The organism is Kitasatospora sp. NPDC002227 (genome assembly GCF_040296285.1).
GTDB lineage: Bacteria > Actinomycetota > Actinomycetes > Streptomycetales > Streptomycetaceae > Kitasatospora.
Genome location: NZ_JBEOWY010000024.1, coordinates 18,967 through 35,190 on the forward strand (window position 1 = coordinate 18,967; position 16,224 = coordinate 35,190).

Below are 16,224 nucleotides of genomic sequence, written 5' to 3' on the forward strand. Positions count from 1 at the left end.
TCAGCCGGGTGAACCGACGTTGCCCGCTCCGCCGCCACCGGCGGCCGGGCTCGTGGTGTCGGTCGGTGTGCTGGTGGGCTTGCCGGGCTTGGTCCTGGTCGGCGCCGGGGTCATGCTCTCGCACAGGCCGAGGAAGCAGGTCGGCGAGGAGCTCGGCGAGTCGGTGGGCTTGCCACCGGTCTTGCTGCTGCTCGGGCTCGGCGTGGTCGCCGGCGCGCTGCTGGCCGGGGCGGTGGCCGACTGCGAGTCGGTCGGCGAGGCCGAGGGCGACTCGGTGGACGGCGCGCCCGAGGAGTTGACGGCCTGCCCGATCGGCTCCGGGTCGGGGAACGGCATCTTCTCCTGGCCGTCCAGGGCGACCTTCATGTACCGGGTGAAGATGTCGGTCGGGAAGTCACCACCGTGCACCGAGGTGTGCCCGGCGGTGCCGTCCAGCGAGAGCAGACCGGGGTTGCCCGGCTGCTCACGCCACATACCGACGGAGGTGGTCAGCTGCGGGGTGTAGCCCACCCACCAGGCCGAGGTGCCGGCGTCGGTGGTACCGGTCTTGCCCGCGACCGGACGGCCCAGGGCGTTGGTCTTGGTACCGGTACCGTGCTGCGCCACGTTCTCCAGCACGTCGGTGATGTTGTCCGCGACGGCCTGCTCGATCACCTGCTTGGCCTTCGGCTTGTCGAAGCCGTGCTGCACCACGCCGTCCTTGACCAGCTTGCTGACCGAGTACGGGTCCGTCTGCAGGCCCCGGGCGGCGAAGACCGAGTAGGCCGAGGCCATCCGGATCGCGCTCGGGGTCGAGGTGCCGAGCGGGAAGGTGAGCGAGGTGGTGGGCGCGAACGGGCCGGTCAGGCCCATGTCCATCGCCAGTGCCTTGACGTTGTCGTTGCCGACGTCCTGGCCGAGCTGCACGAACGGCACGTTGTACGAGTACTGCATGGCCGTCTTCAGCGGCACGTAGCCCTTGTCACCGGGGCTGTCGTTCCTCTGGTGGTACGGCTTGCCGTCGTCGCCGATGGCGGGCGAGCCGTCCGCCTTGTAGATCGGCGCCATGTCGTCGGCCAGGTAGAGGCTGCTGGCGTTGATCCGGGTGGGCTGGCCGTCGTCGGTCTTCTTGGTCAGCACGCCCTTCTGCATCGCGGTGGCCAGCACGAAGGGCTTGAAGGTCGAACCGACCGGGACACCGTGACCGTCGGCGTTGTTGGTGTAGTGCTTGTTCTCCACCCCGTCACCGCCGTAGATGGCGACGATCGCACCGTCATTGGGCACCACCGAGGCGGCGCCGACCTGCACGAAGGTGTCGAACTTGGGCCGCTTCTGCGGGTCCAGCGCCTCGGACTTGACGTCGTTGACGGCCTTCTCCAGGGCGGCGGTCTTGCCCTTGTCGAAGGTCGTCCAGATCTGGTAGCCACCCTTGGCCAGGGTCGCGTCGGTGATCGTCTTGTCCTTGGTCTCGACGAAGTTGTTGGCCATGTCGACCATGTAGCTGATCTGGCCGTTCATGTTGGCCGCCGGCCGCTTCGGGGCCGGGTCAGGGAAGGTCGTGCACTTGGCCTTCTCCTCCGGGGTGATCGCCTTGGTGATCACCATCCGGCCGAGGATCCAGTTCCACCGCTCCACCATGCGCTGCTTGTTCTGCGGGTTCAGCGAGGGGTCGTACAGGTTGGCGCCCTTGAGGAGGCCGGCCAGCATGGCGCTCTGGCAGACGTCCAGGTCCTTGGCCTTCACGTTGTAGTACGACTCGGCGGCGGCCTCGATGCCGGTGGAGCCGCGGCCGAACCAGCTGGTGTTGAGGTAGCCGGTGAGGATCTCCGGCTTGGTCAGCTTCTGGTTGACCTTGAGCGTGATGAAGAGCTCGTCCACCTTGCGGCTCAGGGTCTGTTCCTGGCTCAGGTAGGCGTTCTTCACGTACTGCTGGGTGATGGTCGAGCCACCCTGGGTCTGGCCGCCGGTCGCCATGTTGTAGACGGCGCGGGCGATGCCCTTGGGGTCGATGCCGGTGTCGGTCTCGAAGCTCTCGTTCTCGGCCGCGATCACCGCCTTCTGGGCGTTCGGGCTGATGCTGTCGAGCTGGACCACCTGACGGTTGGTCGAGCCCTGGCGCGTCATCTCCGAGCCGTCGGCCCAGTAGTAGATGTTGTTCTGGTCGTGGACCAGGTCGTTCAGCTTGGGGATGTCGGTGGTCGCGTACGCGATGCCGACAGCCGCCACGCAGCTGCCGAAGAAGAGCACGAAGGCCGACAGCACCTGCTTCCAGGACGGCATCCAGCGCCAGACGCCCTGCTTGCCGAAGCGGGGGTAGTCGATGAAGCGCTTCTTGCGGGGACCGCTCGGGCCACCGCCCTTGCCCCGGCCGCCGGACCGGCCGCCAGGGCCACCGGGACCGCCCGGACCGCCCGGACCGCCGGGACCGCCCGGGCCGCCGCCGTTGCCACGGCCGCCGCCGGAGCGGCCGCCCTTGCCGCCCGCCTGCTTGCGCATCTCGGCCCTGGTCAGCCGGGGCTGCTGCGCCGTCTCACGGGGGCCCGGAGCCGGGCGGTCGTAGCGGGGCGCGCCCTCGGGCGGGGTGCCGTAGGCATAGGGGCGCCCGTCCGGGCCACCACGGCCGGGAGGCTGCTCACCGCCGCCCGGGTTGGACGACCTCCGCCGGTGTTCGCTCATCTTCCAGCAACTCCTCGGTCAGGCCACTCAGGCCTGAGGGCAGGGTTCACTTCCGATGCCCGCAACCGCCTAGTCCCCGGGAGGTGGTCCTCGTGCACACGCGACAGCGTACGCACCTGTAATTACGTACTAATCGGGCATCTGTCGCATAGGCGTACAGACCGCCGCCAGATCATTACCTGCCCGTTGCGTTCTACCCCGCCGACACGGCCTCCCGCCGCCGCGCGGGCACGATCTGACGCACTGTCCAAGCCCACGTGATCACATTCACGCGAGCCCCCCTTGCCCGTTTCGTGACCCAGGTTTACTGTTCTCGATATATCGAGCCGATACATCGAGGCGGCATAACCGGTGCGACCGCACCGGAGCCGGTGACAGGGTGGGAGGTACGGGCAGGATGAGCAGGCGCTCCGGAGTGCTGGAATTCGCCGTTCTCGGCCTCCTCCACGACGCCCCGATGCACGGGTACGAGCTCCGCAAGCGGCTCAACGTGCTGCTCGGATCGTTCCGTGCCTTCTCATACGGCACGCTCTACCCCTGCCTGAAGAGCCTGGTGGCCCAGGGCTTCCTGGTCGAGGACAACCCGGACATCGAGTACGTCCCCGCCACCGCGCTCAACGGCAAGCGGTCGAAGATCGTCTACCGGCTCTCCCCCGACGGCAAGCAGCGCTTCGAGGAGCTGCTCGCCGACTCCGGGCCGGACGCCTGGGAGGACGAGCACTTCGGCGTGCACTTCGCGTTCTTCGGTCAGACCGACCGGGCGGTGCGGATGCGCGTGCTGGAGGGCCGTCGCAGCAGGCTGGAGGAGCGGCTGGAGCGGATGCGCAGCTCCATCGCCCGCACCCGCGAGCGGTTCGACGACTACACGCTCGAGCTCCAGCGGCACGGTCTCGAATCGGTCGAGCGCGAGGTCCGCTGGCTGAACGAGCTGATCGAGACCGAGCGGGCCAACCGCACCGGTCGGGGCGGGCCCTCCGCCACCGACCCCAGTACTTCGGACGGCCGTGGCCAGGAGGCCGGGTCATCGGACCCGCCGAGGCCACCGCACGACCGCCCGGGGCGCTCCGCCATGGAGCGCTGACGCCACGCACGCCAGGCGGCCCTGCCGCCCGAGCGCGTGGCACCGAGCGGGCGCCGTGCGCGCCCGTCGACCAGTCAGAACAGAAGTTGAGCTGAGTACCGCCTCCCCGGCGGGCCTCATGAGAACACAGGGAGCAACCGGAATGGGTTCGGTTCGCGTAGCCATCGTGGGCGTCGGTAACTGCGCCGCGTCGCTGGTGCAGGGTGTCGAGTACTACAAGGACGCCGACCCGGCCGGCAAGGTCCCCGGGCTGATGCACGTTCAGTTCGGCGACTACCACGTCAGTGACGTGGAGTTCGTCGCCGCGTTCGACGTCGATGCCAAGAAGGTCGGCTTCGACCTGGCCGATGCCATCGGCAACTCCGAGAACAACACCATCAAGATCTGCGACGTGCCGCCGACCGGCGTCACCGTGCAGCGTGGCCACACCCTCGACGGCCTGGGCAAGTACTACCTCGAGACCATCGAGGAGTCCGACGAGGCCGCGGTCGACGTCGTCCAGGCCCTGAAGGACGCCGCTGTCGACGTCCTGGTCTGCTACCTGCCGGTCGGCTCGGAGAAGGCCGCCAAGTTCTACGCCCAGTGCGCCATCGACGCCAAGGTCGCCTTCGTGAACGCCCTCCCGGTGTTCATCGCCGGCACCAAGGAGTGGGCGGACAAGTTCACCGAGGCCGGCGTGCCGATCGTCGGTGACGACATCAAGTCGCAGGTCGGCGCCACCATCACGCACCGCGTGATGGCGAAGCTCTTCGAGGACCGCGGTGTCATCCTCGAGCGCACCATGCAGCTGAACGTCGGCGGCAACATGGACTTCAAGAACATGCTCGAGCGCGAGCGCCTGGAGTCCAAGAAGATCTCCAAGACCCAGGCCGTCACCTCGCAGATCCGCGACCGTGACATGGGCGCCAAGAACGTCCACATCGGCCCGTCCGACTACGTCGCGTGGCTCGACGACCGCAAGTGGGCGTACGTCCGCCTCGAGGGTCGCGCCTTCGGCGACGTCCCGCTGAACCTCGAGTACAAGCTCGAGGTCTGGGACTCCCCGAACTCGGCCGGTGTCATCATCGACGCCGTCCGTGCCGCGAAGATCGCCAAGGACCGCGGCATCGGCGGCCCGATCCTCTCCGCGTCCTCCTACTTCATGAAGTCGCCGCCGGTTCAGTACTTCGACGACGAGGCCAAGGAGAACGTCGAGAAGTTCATCCGTGGCGAGGTCGAGCGCTGAGCGCAGCGAAGCCTGCTCGCTGTCGAGCGCTGAGCGCTGAGCGCAGCGAAGCCTGCTCGCTGTCGAGCGCTGAGCGCTGAGCTCGTTTGATCTCCCTCGAAGGGTCCAGGTGCTTCCGCACCTGGACCCTTCGGGCTGTCCGGGGCCGGTACCTCCCGGTTTACGTCATGTTTCACGTGAAACACCGGCAGGAGGCATGGCACCCTGGGCGGGTGGCCCTCACGGAGAACAGCAGCACCGCCCCCGGTGACACCCGGCGTCCGAGCAGCGCCACCCTGGGAGGGCTGCTGCGCGGCCGCGACTTCCGGCGGCTGCTGACGGCCCGGGTGCTCTCCCAGCTCTCCGACGGGGTCTTCCAGGTCTCGCTCGCCTCCTACGTGATCTTCTCCCCCGAGCGGCAGGCCAGCCCGGCCGACATCGCCTCGATGCTCGCGGTGCTGCTGCTGCCGTTCTCGGCGATCGGCCCCTTCGCCGGTGTCCTCCTCGACCGCTGGCGGCGGCGCCAGGTGCTCTACCTCGGCAACCTCGCCCGCTTCGGGCTCGGCCTGATCACCGGCGGGCTGCTGCTGGCCCACGCACCGGAGTGGCTGTTCTTCGGCGCGGCCCTGCTGGTGACGGCGCTCAACCGATTCATCCTGGCCGGGCTCTCCGCCGCCCTCCCCCGGGTGGTCGAGCCCGAGCAGCTCGTCACCGCCAACTCGCTCTCCCCCACCCTCGGCACCGTCGCCGCGGCCTCCGGTGGCGGGATCGGCTTCCTGGTCCACCTGGTGCTCCCGCCCGGCAAGACCGCCGACGCCGCCCTGGTCACGCTGGCCGCCCTGCTCTACCTCTCCGCCTCCCTGTCCGCCCGCCGGATGGCCCCCGACCTGCTCGGCCCGGACGCCCGCACCGACCACCCTCCGCTGCACCGGGCCATTGGCGAGGCCGCCCACGACCTCACAGAAGGCGTCCACCACCTGCTCCGCGACTGCCGCCCCGCCGTGCACGCGCTGGCCGCCGTCACCCTCTCCCGGTTCTGCTACGGCGTCCTGGTCGTCGTCGTGCTGATGCTCTCCCGCTACACCTTCAACGACCCCGGCGACACCGCCGCCGGCATGGCCACCCTCGGCAAGACCCTCGCGGTCTCCGCCCTCGGCTTCTTCCTCGCCGCCGTGATCAGCCCCTGGTGCAGCCGCCGCCTCGGCATCCCCGGCTGGCTAACCACCTGCTCCGCCCTCGCCGCCCTCTTCGTCCCCACCCTCGGCCTCCTCTTCGCCCCCGGCCCCGCCCTCCTGACCGCCCTCCTGCTCGGCATCGTCACCCAGGGCACCAAGATCTGCGCCGACACGCTCGTGCAGGAGGCTGTGGAGGACGAGTTCCGGGGCCGGGTCTTCGCGATCTACGACGTGCTCTTCAACCTGGCGTTCGTGGCGGCAGCGGGAGTGACAGCCCTGGTGCTGCCGCTGAACGGGCGCTCGGCGGGTGTGGTCGTCGGGGTGGCGGTCGTCTACGCGGCGACGGCGGGGCTGTACTGGCGCGCAGCGCGGCGAAGTGGTTGAAGCTTCACATACTTCCTTGAAGGAAGTATGTGAAGCTTCAATTTCCACAGCTCTCTGAACTGCGCTGCTTCGGGCAACTCAGTTCAGAGGGAGCACCTCAGCCGAGCAGCTCCTCGACATCCTTGCCCTCGTCCATGGCACGGAGGAGCCGCTGCCGCCGCCGGGCGATCGCCTTCTCCTCGTCGTCCAGCACGATCCGCTCCAGCCGGTCGACCCGGTCGCCCATCGCGTCCAGCTTGCGGCTGTTGTTGCCGACCTCCACGATCAGCGCGTTCAGCAGCGGCGTGACCGAGGTGTGGATGACGTTCCGCACCACCCGCTCCGAGACCCGGGCGACCGCCTCGTCGACGCTCCCCGGCGCGAACGGCGGGTTGTCCACAACCCCTCCGGAGGGGTTGTCCACAGGCTGGCGCCACCTGTTCTCCTCGGCGTCCAGCAGGTAGCACCGCACCTGCCGGGCCACCTCGCTGTCCCGCAGCAGCATCGCGACGTTCAGCACCGCCCGTCGCGTGAACACGCCGAGCGACTTCACCCTGGGCGACAGTGCACTGAGCTCCTTGAAGGAGCTCAGCCGCTGCCCCGAGACGACCGAGTAGCCGTTGCTCTCCAGCTCGGCCTTGTGGTCGAAGACCAGGGAGTGGATCGCCTGGATGTCCACCTCGAAGTACTGCGCGACGCCCTGCGTCGTGACGTGCATCCCGTCCGGGAGCATGACGAGCGCCCGGACCTTGTCGAGGACCTCGACGCGGTCGGCGACCGTCGCGCGCATGGTCGGGGACTCCAGCAGCACGGTATCGATGGCCATGATCAGTTCTCCTTCCGAGGAAGCGGGACCTTCCCGCCCCTCGGATGGAGCAACGAGGCCACTGATCAGCCAGTACGACCTACCGATGAGTACCGCACATTCGAGCGGAGTTGCTAAAGGAACTCACACTCGATCCATTGAAAATCGAAAAACCGACCCGAATCGAACTACTGCTGCGCCGCCCACCACTCGCGCAGGGCCGCCACCGCCGCGTCGTGCTCCATCGGCCCGTGCTCGAGCCGGAGCTCCAGCATGTGCTTGTAGGCCTTCCCCACCACCGGCCCCGGCTTGAGCTCGAGCAGGGTCATGATCTCGTTGCCGTCCAGCGCGGGGCGGATCGCGTCGAGCTCCTCCTGCTCCTTGAGCTCGCCGATCCGGACCTCCAGGGAGTCGTACGTCCGGGAGAGCGCCGCCGCCTTGCGCTTGTTGCGCGTGGTGCAGTCCGAGCGGGTCAGCTTGTGCAGGCGCTCGAGCAGCGGGCCGGCGTCGGTCACGTACCGCCGCACCGCCGAGTCCGTCCACTCCCCGCCGCCGTAGCCGTGGAAGCGGAGGTGGAGCTCGACCAGGCGGGAGACCTCCTCGATCATCTCCTTGGAGTACTTGAGCTCCCGCATCCGCTTGCGGGTCATCTTCGCGCCGACCACCTCGTGGTGGTGGAAGGAGACCCGGCCGTCGGACTCGAAGCGGCGGGTGCGCGGCTTGCCGATGTCGTGCAGCAGCGCGGCCAGGCGCAGCACCAGGTCAGGGCCGTCCTGCTCGAGGTCGATGGCCTGCTCGAGCACCGTCAGCGAGTGCTCGTAGACGTCCTTGTGGCGGTGGTGCTCGTCGGCCTCGAGCTGCAGCGCCGGGAGCTCGGGCAGCACGTACCCGGCGAGCCCGGTGTCGACCAGCAGGCGCAGGCCCTTCACGGGGTGGGCGGCGAGCAGCAGCTTGTTGAGCTCGGCCTGCACCCGCTCCGCCGAGACGATGGTGATCCGCTCGGCCATCGCGGTCATCGCCGCGACCACCTCGGGGGCCGGGGTGAAGTCCAGCTGGGCGGCGAAGCGGGCGGCCCGCATCATCCGCAGCGGGTCGTCGGAGAAGGACTCCTCGGGGGTGGCGGGGGTGCGCAGCACCCGGGCCTCCAAGTCCTCCAGGCCGTGGTGCGGGTCGACGAAGCCCCGTCCGGGCAGGTCGACGGCCATCGCGTTGACGGTGAAGTCCCGCCGGACGAGATCCTGCTCGATGGTGTCGCCGTAGGTGACCTCGGGCTTGCGCGAGGTGCGGTCGTACGCCTCGGAGCGGTAGGTGGTGATCTCGATCAGGAAACTGCCGTCCGAGGTGTCCTTCCGGGCACCGACGGTGCCGAAGGCGATGCCCACGTCCCAGACGGCGTCCGCCCAGCCGCGCACCAGCTTGAGCACCTGCTCGGGCCGGGCGTCGGTGGTGAAGTCGAGGTCGTTGCCGAGCCGGCCGAGCAGTGCGTCCCGCACCGAGCCGCCGACCAGGGCCAGCCGGTGCCCGGCCGCCTCGAAGCGGCGGGCGATCTCGTCGGCGACCGGGGAGACCCGGAGCAGCTCCTGCAGACCCATGGCCTGCGCCTGGCTCAGCCCCGGTACGGACACGGGGCCGGAGTGGGTGGTACCGGCACTATCGGCGCTGGACTGGGCGAGGGGCTCTTTGGCAGTGGACACGGCACACAAGGGTACGTGCCCGGGCCGCCCCACCGCCCGTCCGTTTCCTCCGGGCGCCGCTCCCCGGGTGGGCTCAGCCCAGGGCCCGCAACACTGCGAGCCGCACCACGTCGTTACCATGCCGGTGGGACACGCACCGGCCCGGTGCCTCGTCAGCTCCGCAGCCACGCCCGGGCCGAGCGAGCTGTGCCCACCCCACGGACTGATCGAGAAACGGCGAGGGCTGAGCGCGTGAGCGACCGGACGAAGCGCACAGCACACACCGGGCGGCGCTTCACCGCGCTGCTCGCCGGTCTGACCGCCCTGGTCACCAGTACCGCCCCCGCGCTGGCCGCCGGGCCGGGCGTGCACACGTACCTCACGGCGAGCCCCGAGTACCCGGCGCTGGTGAGCATCGACACCGTCACACCCGCGTTCGCCGACCAGTCCACCGGGACGGTCCACCTCACCGGCACCGTCACCAACTCCGGCGGCACCGCCTTCACGGACACCCGCCTGGCGGTCCGCAAGCCCGGCTCGAAGAAGTCCGAGCCGCTGGCGACCCGCAGTGACATCAACCTGACCGCCACCCGCACCACCCCGACCGGTACCGACGGAGTCGATCTCGACTCCCCGCAGCAGTCGCTCGACGGCCTCGCCCCCGGCCAGACCCGCTCGTTCATCCTGGACGTGCCGCTGGACCAGTTGGACCTGCCCAAGGCCGGCGCGTACGAGCTCGCGGTGGACGTCTACGAGGGCACCCCGCTCAAGGGCGGCCACTCGCTCGGCATCGCCCGCAGCTTCCTCCCCTACAACACCCCGGCCTCCTCCACCCCGACCAGGGCCGCCACCCTCTGGCCGATCACCCACTCCCCCGAGCTGGTCGCCCAGACCATGCAGGACAACGAGCAGACGCCCGTCCTGCGCGACGACAGCCTCACCAAGGACCTGGCGCCCGGCGGGCGGCTCTACGAGCTGGTGCAGACCGGCAACGACCTGACCAACCTGACCTGGGTGGTCGACCCGGACCTGCTGGACGCGGCGTACGCGATGACCCGCACCTACCGGGTGCAGAAGCCGGGTACCGCAGGCGACACCGCCCAGAACGACAACACCGTGCCCGGCACCGGCAAGGACGTCGCCACCACCTGGCTCGGCCTGCTGAAGGCGGCGGCCACCAAGCCCGGCAACCAGATCGTCGCGCTCCCGTACGGTGACCCGGACCTGTCCTCGATCGCGCACAACGGCGCCGGGTTGCCCGGGATGGACACCGTGCTGCAGAAGGCCGGCACGGCCGGCCGGCTGACCGCCGAGGGGCGGCTGTCCGCCGACGTCACCTCGGGCGTGGCCTGGCCGTACGGCGGCTACCTGGACCAGCCGATCGAGGGGACGGCCCGCACCGCCGGGGACAGCCTGGTGCTGGTGAACGGCGCCAGCCTGCCGGACCCGGCCTCGCTGAAGTACACCCCGAACGCCGTCCGCCCGCTCGGCAACGGCCTGACGGCGGTGGTCGCCGACCCGGCAGTCTCCGAGCCCTTCCAGCGCGACCTGACCACCCCGAAGGAGGTCACCGCCGCCGTCCAGCGGTTCCTCGCCGAGACGATGACGATCACCCAGCAGCTGCCGGACACCCAGCGGAGCCTGCTGGTGATGCCGCCGCGCGACCTCACGGTGGGCACCGCCCACGCGCTGCGCACGGCGCTCAAGGAGGCCCAGCGGGGCGGCTGGCTGGCCTCGGCGAAGCTGGCCGACGTCGCGGCCGCCAAGCCCGACGAAGGGGCGGCCACCTCCCCCGTCGAGTACCCGGCCGGGGCACGGGCCACCGAGCTCTCCGACACGGAGCTGGCCGACGTGATGCACATGCAGTCCCAGCTCGACCAGCTGCTGCGCATCCTCACCCAGCCGCAGCGGGTGCGCAGCCCGTTCAGCGCCGCGATGCTCCGCTCGATGTCCACCGCCTGGCGCAGCGACACCACCGCCGGGGCGGCGTACCGCGAGGGCGTGCAGGAGTACCTGCACAACCTGATCACGGCGGTCAAGGTCCCGGCGAAGAGCGTGATCACTCTCCCAGGTGACTCCGGCACGCTGCTGGTGAGCGTCAAGAACGACCTGTCGCAGGCCGTCGGCAACCTGGAGCTGCGCCTGACCTCGGTGCAGCCGAACCGCCTCAACGTCGGCGTGCCGGAGACGGTGGTGCTCGACGCCTCCACCAGCCGCACGCTGCGCTTCCCGGCCCACGCCCAGGTCAACGGCACCGTCCAGATGACCGCTCAGCTCTGGACCACCGGCCCGGACGCCGCCCCGTACAGCGACGCGGTGCCCTTCACGGTGGACGTCACCTCGGTGACCCAGGGCGTGCTGTACGTCATCGGCGGCGGTGCGGTGCTGATGCTGCTGGCCGGGGGGCGGTTCTACCTGCAGCGCAAGAAGCGCGCGGGCGAGCCGGTGGAGGACCCGGACGCGCCGCTCGCCGAGGACGCGGCGGACGGCGCGGAGGACGGCGGGGACGCGGAGCCGGAAGCCGCCGCAGATGCCACTGATCGGGCCGCCGGTGATGAGAAGGTGGGTCACTGAGGCGGCGCCGCCCGGGCGCTCCACACCGGTGACGAAGAGGTGGCATGAGCGAGCAGCGGCCGCAGCAGGCCCGAGGGCGTGACCAGTCGGACGGCGCCACGGAGGCCGCGCGGCCCGCCGACTGGTACCTCACCGACACCTACGCCCAGGACCCGTTCGCGGCCGGGGCCTACGACCCCGACGGCGGGCCGGACCCGTACGGGCTGCGGGCCACGGAAGCCGCCGAGCACGCCGAGCACGCCGGGGCCGCGGACGCTGCGCCGCCCCGCCCGGCCACCGCGCCGCTCCCGCCGCAGAGCGGCCCGCCGGAGCCCGCCCTGACTCCGCCGCCGACGCACTGGACGGAGCTCGCGGCCGACCTGGCCGACCTCAAGGCCGACCTCGCGCCCGAGCCCGAGCCGACAGCAGCCGAGCCTGCCGAGCCCGCCGAGCTGACGGTGGAGCTCCGCGCGGCGGAGGCGAAGGCGGCCGAGAGCCCCGAGCTGACCATGGAGCTGCGCGCCCCCGAGCCGGCGGCCGTCGAGAGCTCCCCGTACAACACCGAGACCACCGAGTACGTCGGCGTGGACGCCCTGCTCGGCGCCCGCGCGGCGGCCGAGGAGCCCGCTGGGCCACCACGTCCGGAGCAGCCGCTCGTCCCCCCGATCGAGTTCGACCCGCCACTCTCGGAGGAGGAGGCCAACCTCCAGGTCGCGGCCGTCCAGCTGCCGCCCGCCCACCTGGTGCCGGAGGAGACCGCCGAGCCCCCGGCCCCCGGAAGCGGCGGCGGTAACGGCGGCGGCAAGGTCGCCGGCCTGCTCAGCTCCAGTGCGGTGATGGCGGCCGGCACCCTGGTCTCCCGTGGCACCGGCTTCCTGCGCACCATGGTGATCGCCGCCGCGATCGGCGTCGGCACCATGGGCGACTCGTACAACGCGGCCAACACCCTGCCCACGCTGCTGTACATCCTGATCGGCGGCGGCGCGCTGAACGCCGTCTTCGTGCCGCAGCTGGTGCGCAGCATGAAGCACGACGAGGACGGCGGCACCGCCTACGCCAACCGGCTGCTGACCCTGGTGATGACCGGCCTGGCCGGAGTCGCCTTCGTCGCGGTGATCGCGGCGCCGCTGCTGGTGCAGCTGATCTCGCACTCGCTGATGAAGGACCAGGCCAGCGCCGACACCACCGTGGCGCTCGCCCGGTACTGCCTGCCGACCATCTTCTTCATGGGCGTGCACGTGGTGATGGGCCAGATCCTCAACGCCCGGGGCCGGTTCGGCGCGATGATGTGGACACCGGTCCTCAACAACGTCGTGGTGATCTTCACCTTCGGGATGTACCTCTGGGTCTTCGGCACCTTCGAGCACAGCGAGGTCACCCCGCAGACCGTCTCCCCCGAGGGCATCCGGCTGCTCGGCGTCGGCACCCTGCTGGGCCTGGCCGTCCAGGCGCTGTCGATGATCCCGTACCTGCGGGCCGCCGGCTTCCGCTTCAAGCCCCGCTTCGACTGGCGCGGCCACGGCCTCGGCAAGGCCGCCAGGCTGGCCAAGTGGACCTTCCTCTTCGTGCTCGCCAACCAGGCGGGCTACCTGATCATCACCCAGCTGGCCACCGCCGCAGGGGCGAAGGCCGAGCGGGCCGGGCACCTGGGCGTCGGCCTGGCGGCCTACTCCAACGCGCTGCTGATCTGGCAGCTGCCGATGGCCGTGATCACCGTCTCGGTGATGAGCGCCGTGCTGCCCCGGCTCTCCCGCTCCGCCGCCGACAACGACCCCGGCGCCGTCCGGGACGACCTCAGCTACGGCCTGCGCACCTCCGCCGTGGCGATCGTGCCCGCCGCCTTCCTCTTCCTCGTGCTCGGCCCGGTGATCGGCAGCGCCATCTACGGCCTCGGCAACGGCGGCGCCGTCGCCCACGGCACCACCGCCGTCGGCTTCATGCTCTCCGCCTTCGCCCTCGGGCTGATCCCGTACTCCGTCCAGTACGTGCTGCTGCGCGGCTTCTACGCGTACGAGGACACCCGTACGCCGTTCTCCAACACCGTCTGGGTGGCCGTCTGCCAGGCGGCTGCGGCCATGCTCTGCTACCTGGTGCTGCCCGCCCAGTGGGCCGTCACCGGCATGGCACTCGGCTACGGCGCCGCGTACGCGGTCGGTGTGGCCGTGGCGGTGCCCAAGCTGAAGGCGAAGATCGGCGGGCTGGACACCGGACGGATCGCCAAGACGTACGTCCGGCTGGCGATCGCCTCGCTGCCCGCGGCGGCCGTCGGCCTGGCCGCCGAGCTGCTGCTCGGCGGGGTGCTCGACGGCTGGGTCGGCAGTGTGGTGACCCTGGTGGTGGCCGCCGGGCTGCAGGTCGGAGTCTTCCTGCTGATCGCCCGGCGGATGCGGATCGAGGAGCTCAACGCCATGGTCGGCATGGTCCGCAGCCGCCTCGGCCGCTGATCCGGGACGCCACGGGCTGGCTCTCCCTCAGGCGGCGGACACCGGGCCGGATTCGGCGATATTCGTCGAATCCGGCCCGTTCGCAGGTGAACGCCCCTGCCGGACACCCGGAGGCGGCCAGTCGGCCCCCGCCCGGTCGAAGCCGGGCACCAACAGTGGGCACAATTGTCCTGGCGCGGCGCACCTCCTTCGACGGGGTCGGGTCGGCCGGACCGAGCGGACCGGGGCGATACAAGGGGAGGCAGGACCACGGTGGCTGATGGCACCAAGGCAGTCGTCGACACGTCCGAGGCGGACGGGGCGGCGCTGGCCGTGGCACTCGGGTCCACCCCGGGCGTCACTCCCCCGACCGCCCCGACGCCGCAGGGCGCCCGCACCGACACCACCGGGCCCCGGCCCCCGAAGGCCAAGGCGGCGACTGCCCAGCCCGCCGTGAGCGAGTCCGCGGTGGCCGAGGAGCCCACCGGGCAGCCGGTGGCCGAGGAGCCCGCCGCCAAGGCCTCCGACGATCCGGTCGAGCGGACGGCCCCGCTCTCCACCGCCGAGATCGCCGCCGAACTGGCCGTCGGCGCCGCCGCGCTCTCCTCCGCCGCCCTGCAGCTCGCCGCCGACCCGGCCGGCTCCGGGAAGCCCGCCGCCAAGGCGGCCGGCGAGCCGGCCGAGGGCGACGCTGACACCGGCTCACTCCCCCTCCTGCTGCCCGCCCCGCTGCGCCACAGCGGCGACAAGATCGCCGGCCGGTACCGGCTGGAGGAGTGCGTCACCCAGAGCCAGGCCTTCAGCAGCTGGCGGGCCGTGGACGAGAAGCTGCGCCGCGCCGTCGGCGTGCACCTGCTGGCGCCCGGGCACCAGCGCGCCCGGGCCGTACTGGCCGCCGCCAAGTCGGCCGCCCTGCTGGGCGACCCGCGCTTCGTCCAGGTCCTGGACGCCGTGCAGGAGGGCGAGCTGGTCTACGTCGTCCGCGAGTGGCTGCCGGACGCCACCGATCTCGCCACGCTGCTCACCGACGGCCCGATGGAGCCGTACGACGCCTTCCAGATGGTCCGTCAGGTCACCGACGCCGTCGCCGCCGCCCACCGGCGCGGCCAGGCCCACCTGCGGCTGACCCCGCGCTGCGTGCTCCGGACCAGCTCCGGCCAGTACCGGCTGAACGGCCTCGCCGTGGACGCCGCCCTGCGCGGCCTGCCCACCGAGGACGCCGAGCGCACCGACACCCGGGCGATCGGCGCCCTGCTGTACGCGGCGCTGACCCACCGCTGGCCCTACCCGGAGGACCGGTACGACCTCCAGGGCCTGCCCAAGGACCTCGGCTGCGTGCCCCCGGACCAGGTGCGCGCGGGCGTGCACAAGGGCCTCTCCGAGCTCACCGCGCGGGCGCTGTGCGAGCAGCCGCCGCACCACCTGGAGCCGGTCACCAGCCCCGAGCAGCTGGCCAAGGCGATCGCGCTGATGCCCCGGGTCCGCCAGCCGGAGCCGCCCACCGCCGTCATCCCGCCCGTCGCCGCCACGCCCCGGTACGCGACCGCCCGGCCCGCTCCCGCGCCCGCCGGGCACCCGGGTGCCCACCCCGGTGCGCACCCGGCCCCGCCCGCGCCGCCGCGCCGCCGCGGCCGCCGGCGCCGGCTCGTCCGGCTGGCCAAGTGGACCGCCTCGGCCGTGGCGCTGGCCGCCATCGGCCTGGGCTCCTGGCAGCTCGTCACCCACCTCAACGCCGGCACCAAGGGGACGGACGGCGGCTCCCAGGGCGGCACCTCGCAGAGCGTCGCCCCGCTGCCCCCGGCCTCCGCCGGGAAGCCGCTGAAGATCGTCGGGGCGCAGTTCTTCAACCCGCTCGGCAACAGCGCCGAGCACCCGGAGAGCACCGGCAACGTCTTCGACGGCAATCCGGACACCTTCTGGCAGACCTCGGGCTACTACGACCAGCTCGGCGTCTCGAAGGCGGGCACCGGGATCGTGGTCGACCTCGGCTCGGTGCAGCGCGTCTCCGCCGTCCACGTGCTGGCCAAGGGTGCCACCACCGTCGAGCTGCACGCCACGGCGGCCTCGGTCACCGGTGCCGCCCCGACCGACAGCAGCGACCTGCCGGCCTACGGCAGCGCGCTGGCCAAGGGCACCGGCACCGACATCGAGCTGGACCCGGCGCACCCACTGAACAGCCGCTACCTCTTGATCTGGCTCACCAACCTGCCCAAGGATGTGGATGGCAGGTACCAGGGCCGGATCGCCGAGATCAAGGTCACCGGCTGACCGGCGGACAGAAGGGGAGGCGAG

The 16,224-nt window shown here is 71.2% G+C and carries 9 protein-coding genes; 6 read left to right on the plus strand and 3 right to left on the minus strand.

Annotation, left to right across the window (positions count from 1 at the left end; genetic code table 11):
- The gene (locus ABT095_RS21610) at positions 1-2,655 is read right to left on the minus strand and encodes a transglycosylase domain-containing protein (protein ID WP_350531085.1); all 2,655 of its coding nucleotides are present in this window, start codon (positions 2,653-2,655) and stop codon (positions 1-3) included.
- 397 nt (positions 2,656-3,052) lie between these two features.
- Here ABT095_RS21610 and ABT095_RS21615 point away from each other — a divergent pair, with 397 nt between their 5' ends.
- From ABT095_RS21615 to ABT095_RS21625, 3 genes are all read left to right on the plus strand, one after another.
- On the plus strand, positions 3,053-3,736 hold the full coding sequence (locus tag ABT095_RS21615) for a PadR family transcriptional regulator (protein ID WP_350531086.1): 684 nt from the start codon (positions 3,053-3,055) through the stop codon (positions 3,734-3,736).
- A gap of 142 nt (positions 3,737-3,878) precedes the next feature.
- Positions 3,879-4,961 carry an inositol-3-phosphate synthase gene (locus ABT095_RS21620; RefSeq protein ID WP_350531087.1) on the plus strand — a complete coding sequence of 361 codons (1,083 nt, stop codon included), beginning with the start codon at positions 3,879-3,881 and terminating at the stop codon, positions 4,959-4,961.
- Positions 4,962-5,236: 275 nt separating this feature from the next.
- Positions 5,237-6,499 (plus strand): MFS transporter, encoded by a 1,263-nt coding sequence (locus ABT095_RS21625; RefSeq protein WP_350531156.1) that lies wholly within the window; start codon positions 5,237-5,239, stop codon positions 6,497-6,499.
- Positions 6,500-6,596: 97 nt separating this feature from the next.
- Here ABT095_RS21625 and ABT095_RS21630 read toward each other — a convergent pair whose 3' ends face one another.
- Together ABT095_RS21630 and ABT095_RS21635 are read right to left on the minus strand one after the other, a co-directional pair.
- Positions 6,597-7,304, minus strand: a complete 708-nt coding sequence (locus ABT095_RS21630; protein ID WP_350531088.1) for a restriction endonuclease — start codon at positions 7,302-7,304, stop codon at positions 6,597-6,599.
- Between the two features lie 167 nt (positions 7,305-7,471).
- Positions 7,472-8,875 (minus strand): CCA tRNA nucleotidyltransferase, encoded by a 1,404-nt coding sequence (locus ABT095_RS21635; RefSeq protein ID WP_350531157.1) that lies wholly within the window; start codon positions 8,873-8,875, stop codon positions 7,472-7,474.
- A 333-nt stretch (positions 8,876-9,208) separates the two neighbouring features.
- Between ABT095_RS21635 and ABT095_RS21640 the strand changes: the two genes are divergently transcribed.
- From ABT095_RS21640 to ABT095_RS21650, 3 genes are all read left to right on the plus strand, one after another.
- Complete coding sequence (locus ABT095_RS21640) at positions 9,209-11,530, plus strand: DUF6049 family protein (RefSeq protein ID WP_350531089.1); 2,322 nt, start codon at positions 9,209-9,211, stop codon at positions 11,528-11,530.
- A gap of 44 nt (positions 11,531-11,574) precedes the next feature.
- Complete coding sequence (murJ, locus tag ABT095_RS21645) at positions 11,575-13,953, plus strand: murein biosynthesis integral membrane protein MurJ (RefSeq protein ID WP_350531090.1); 2,379 nt, start codon at positions 11,575-11,577, stop codon at positions 13,951-13,953.
- A 474-nt stretch (positions 13,954-14,427) separates the two neighbouring features.
- Positions 14,428-16,200, plus strand: coding sequence for a protein kinase family protein (locus tag ABT095_RS21650; RefSeq protein ID WP_502884959.1), 1,773 nt, complete (start codon positions 14,428-14,430; stop codon positions 16,198-16,200).
- Positions 16,201-16,224 lie beyond the last annotated feature (24 nt).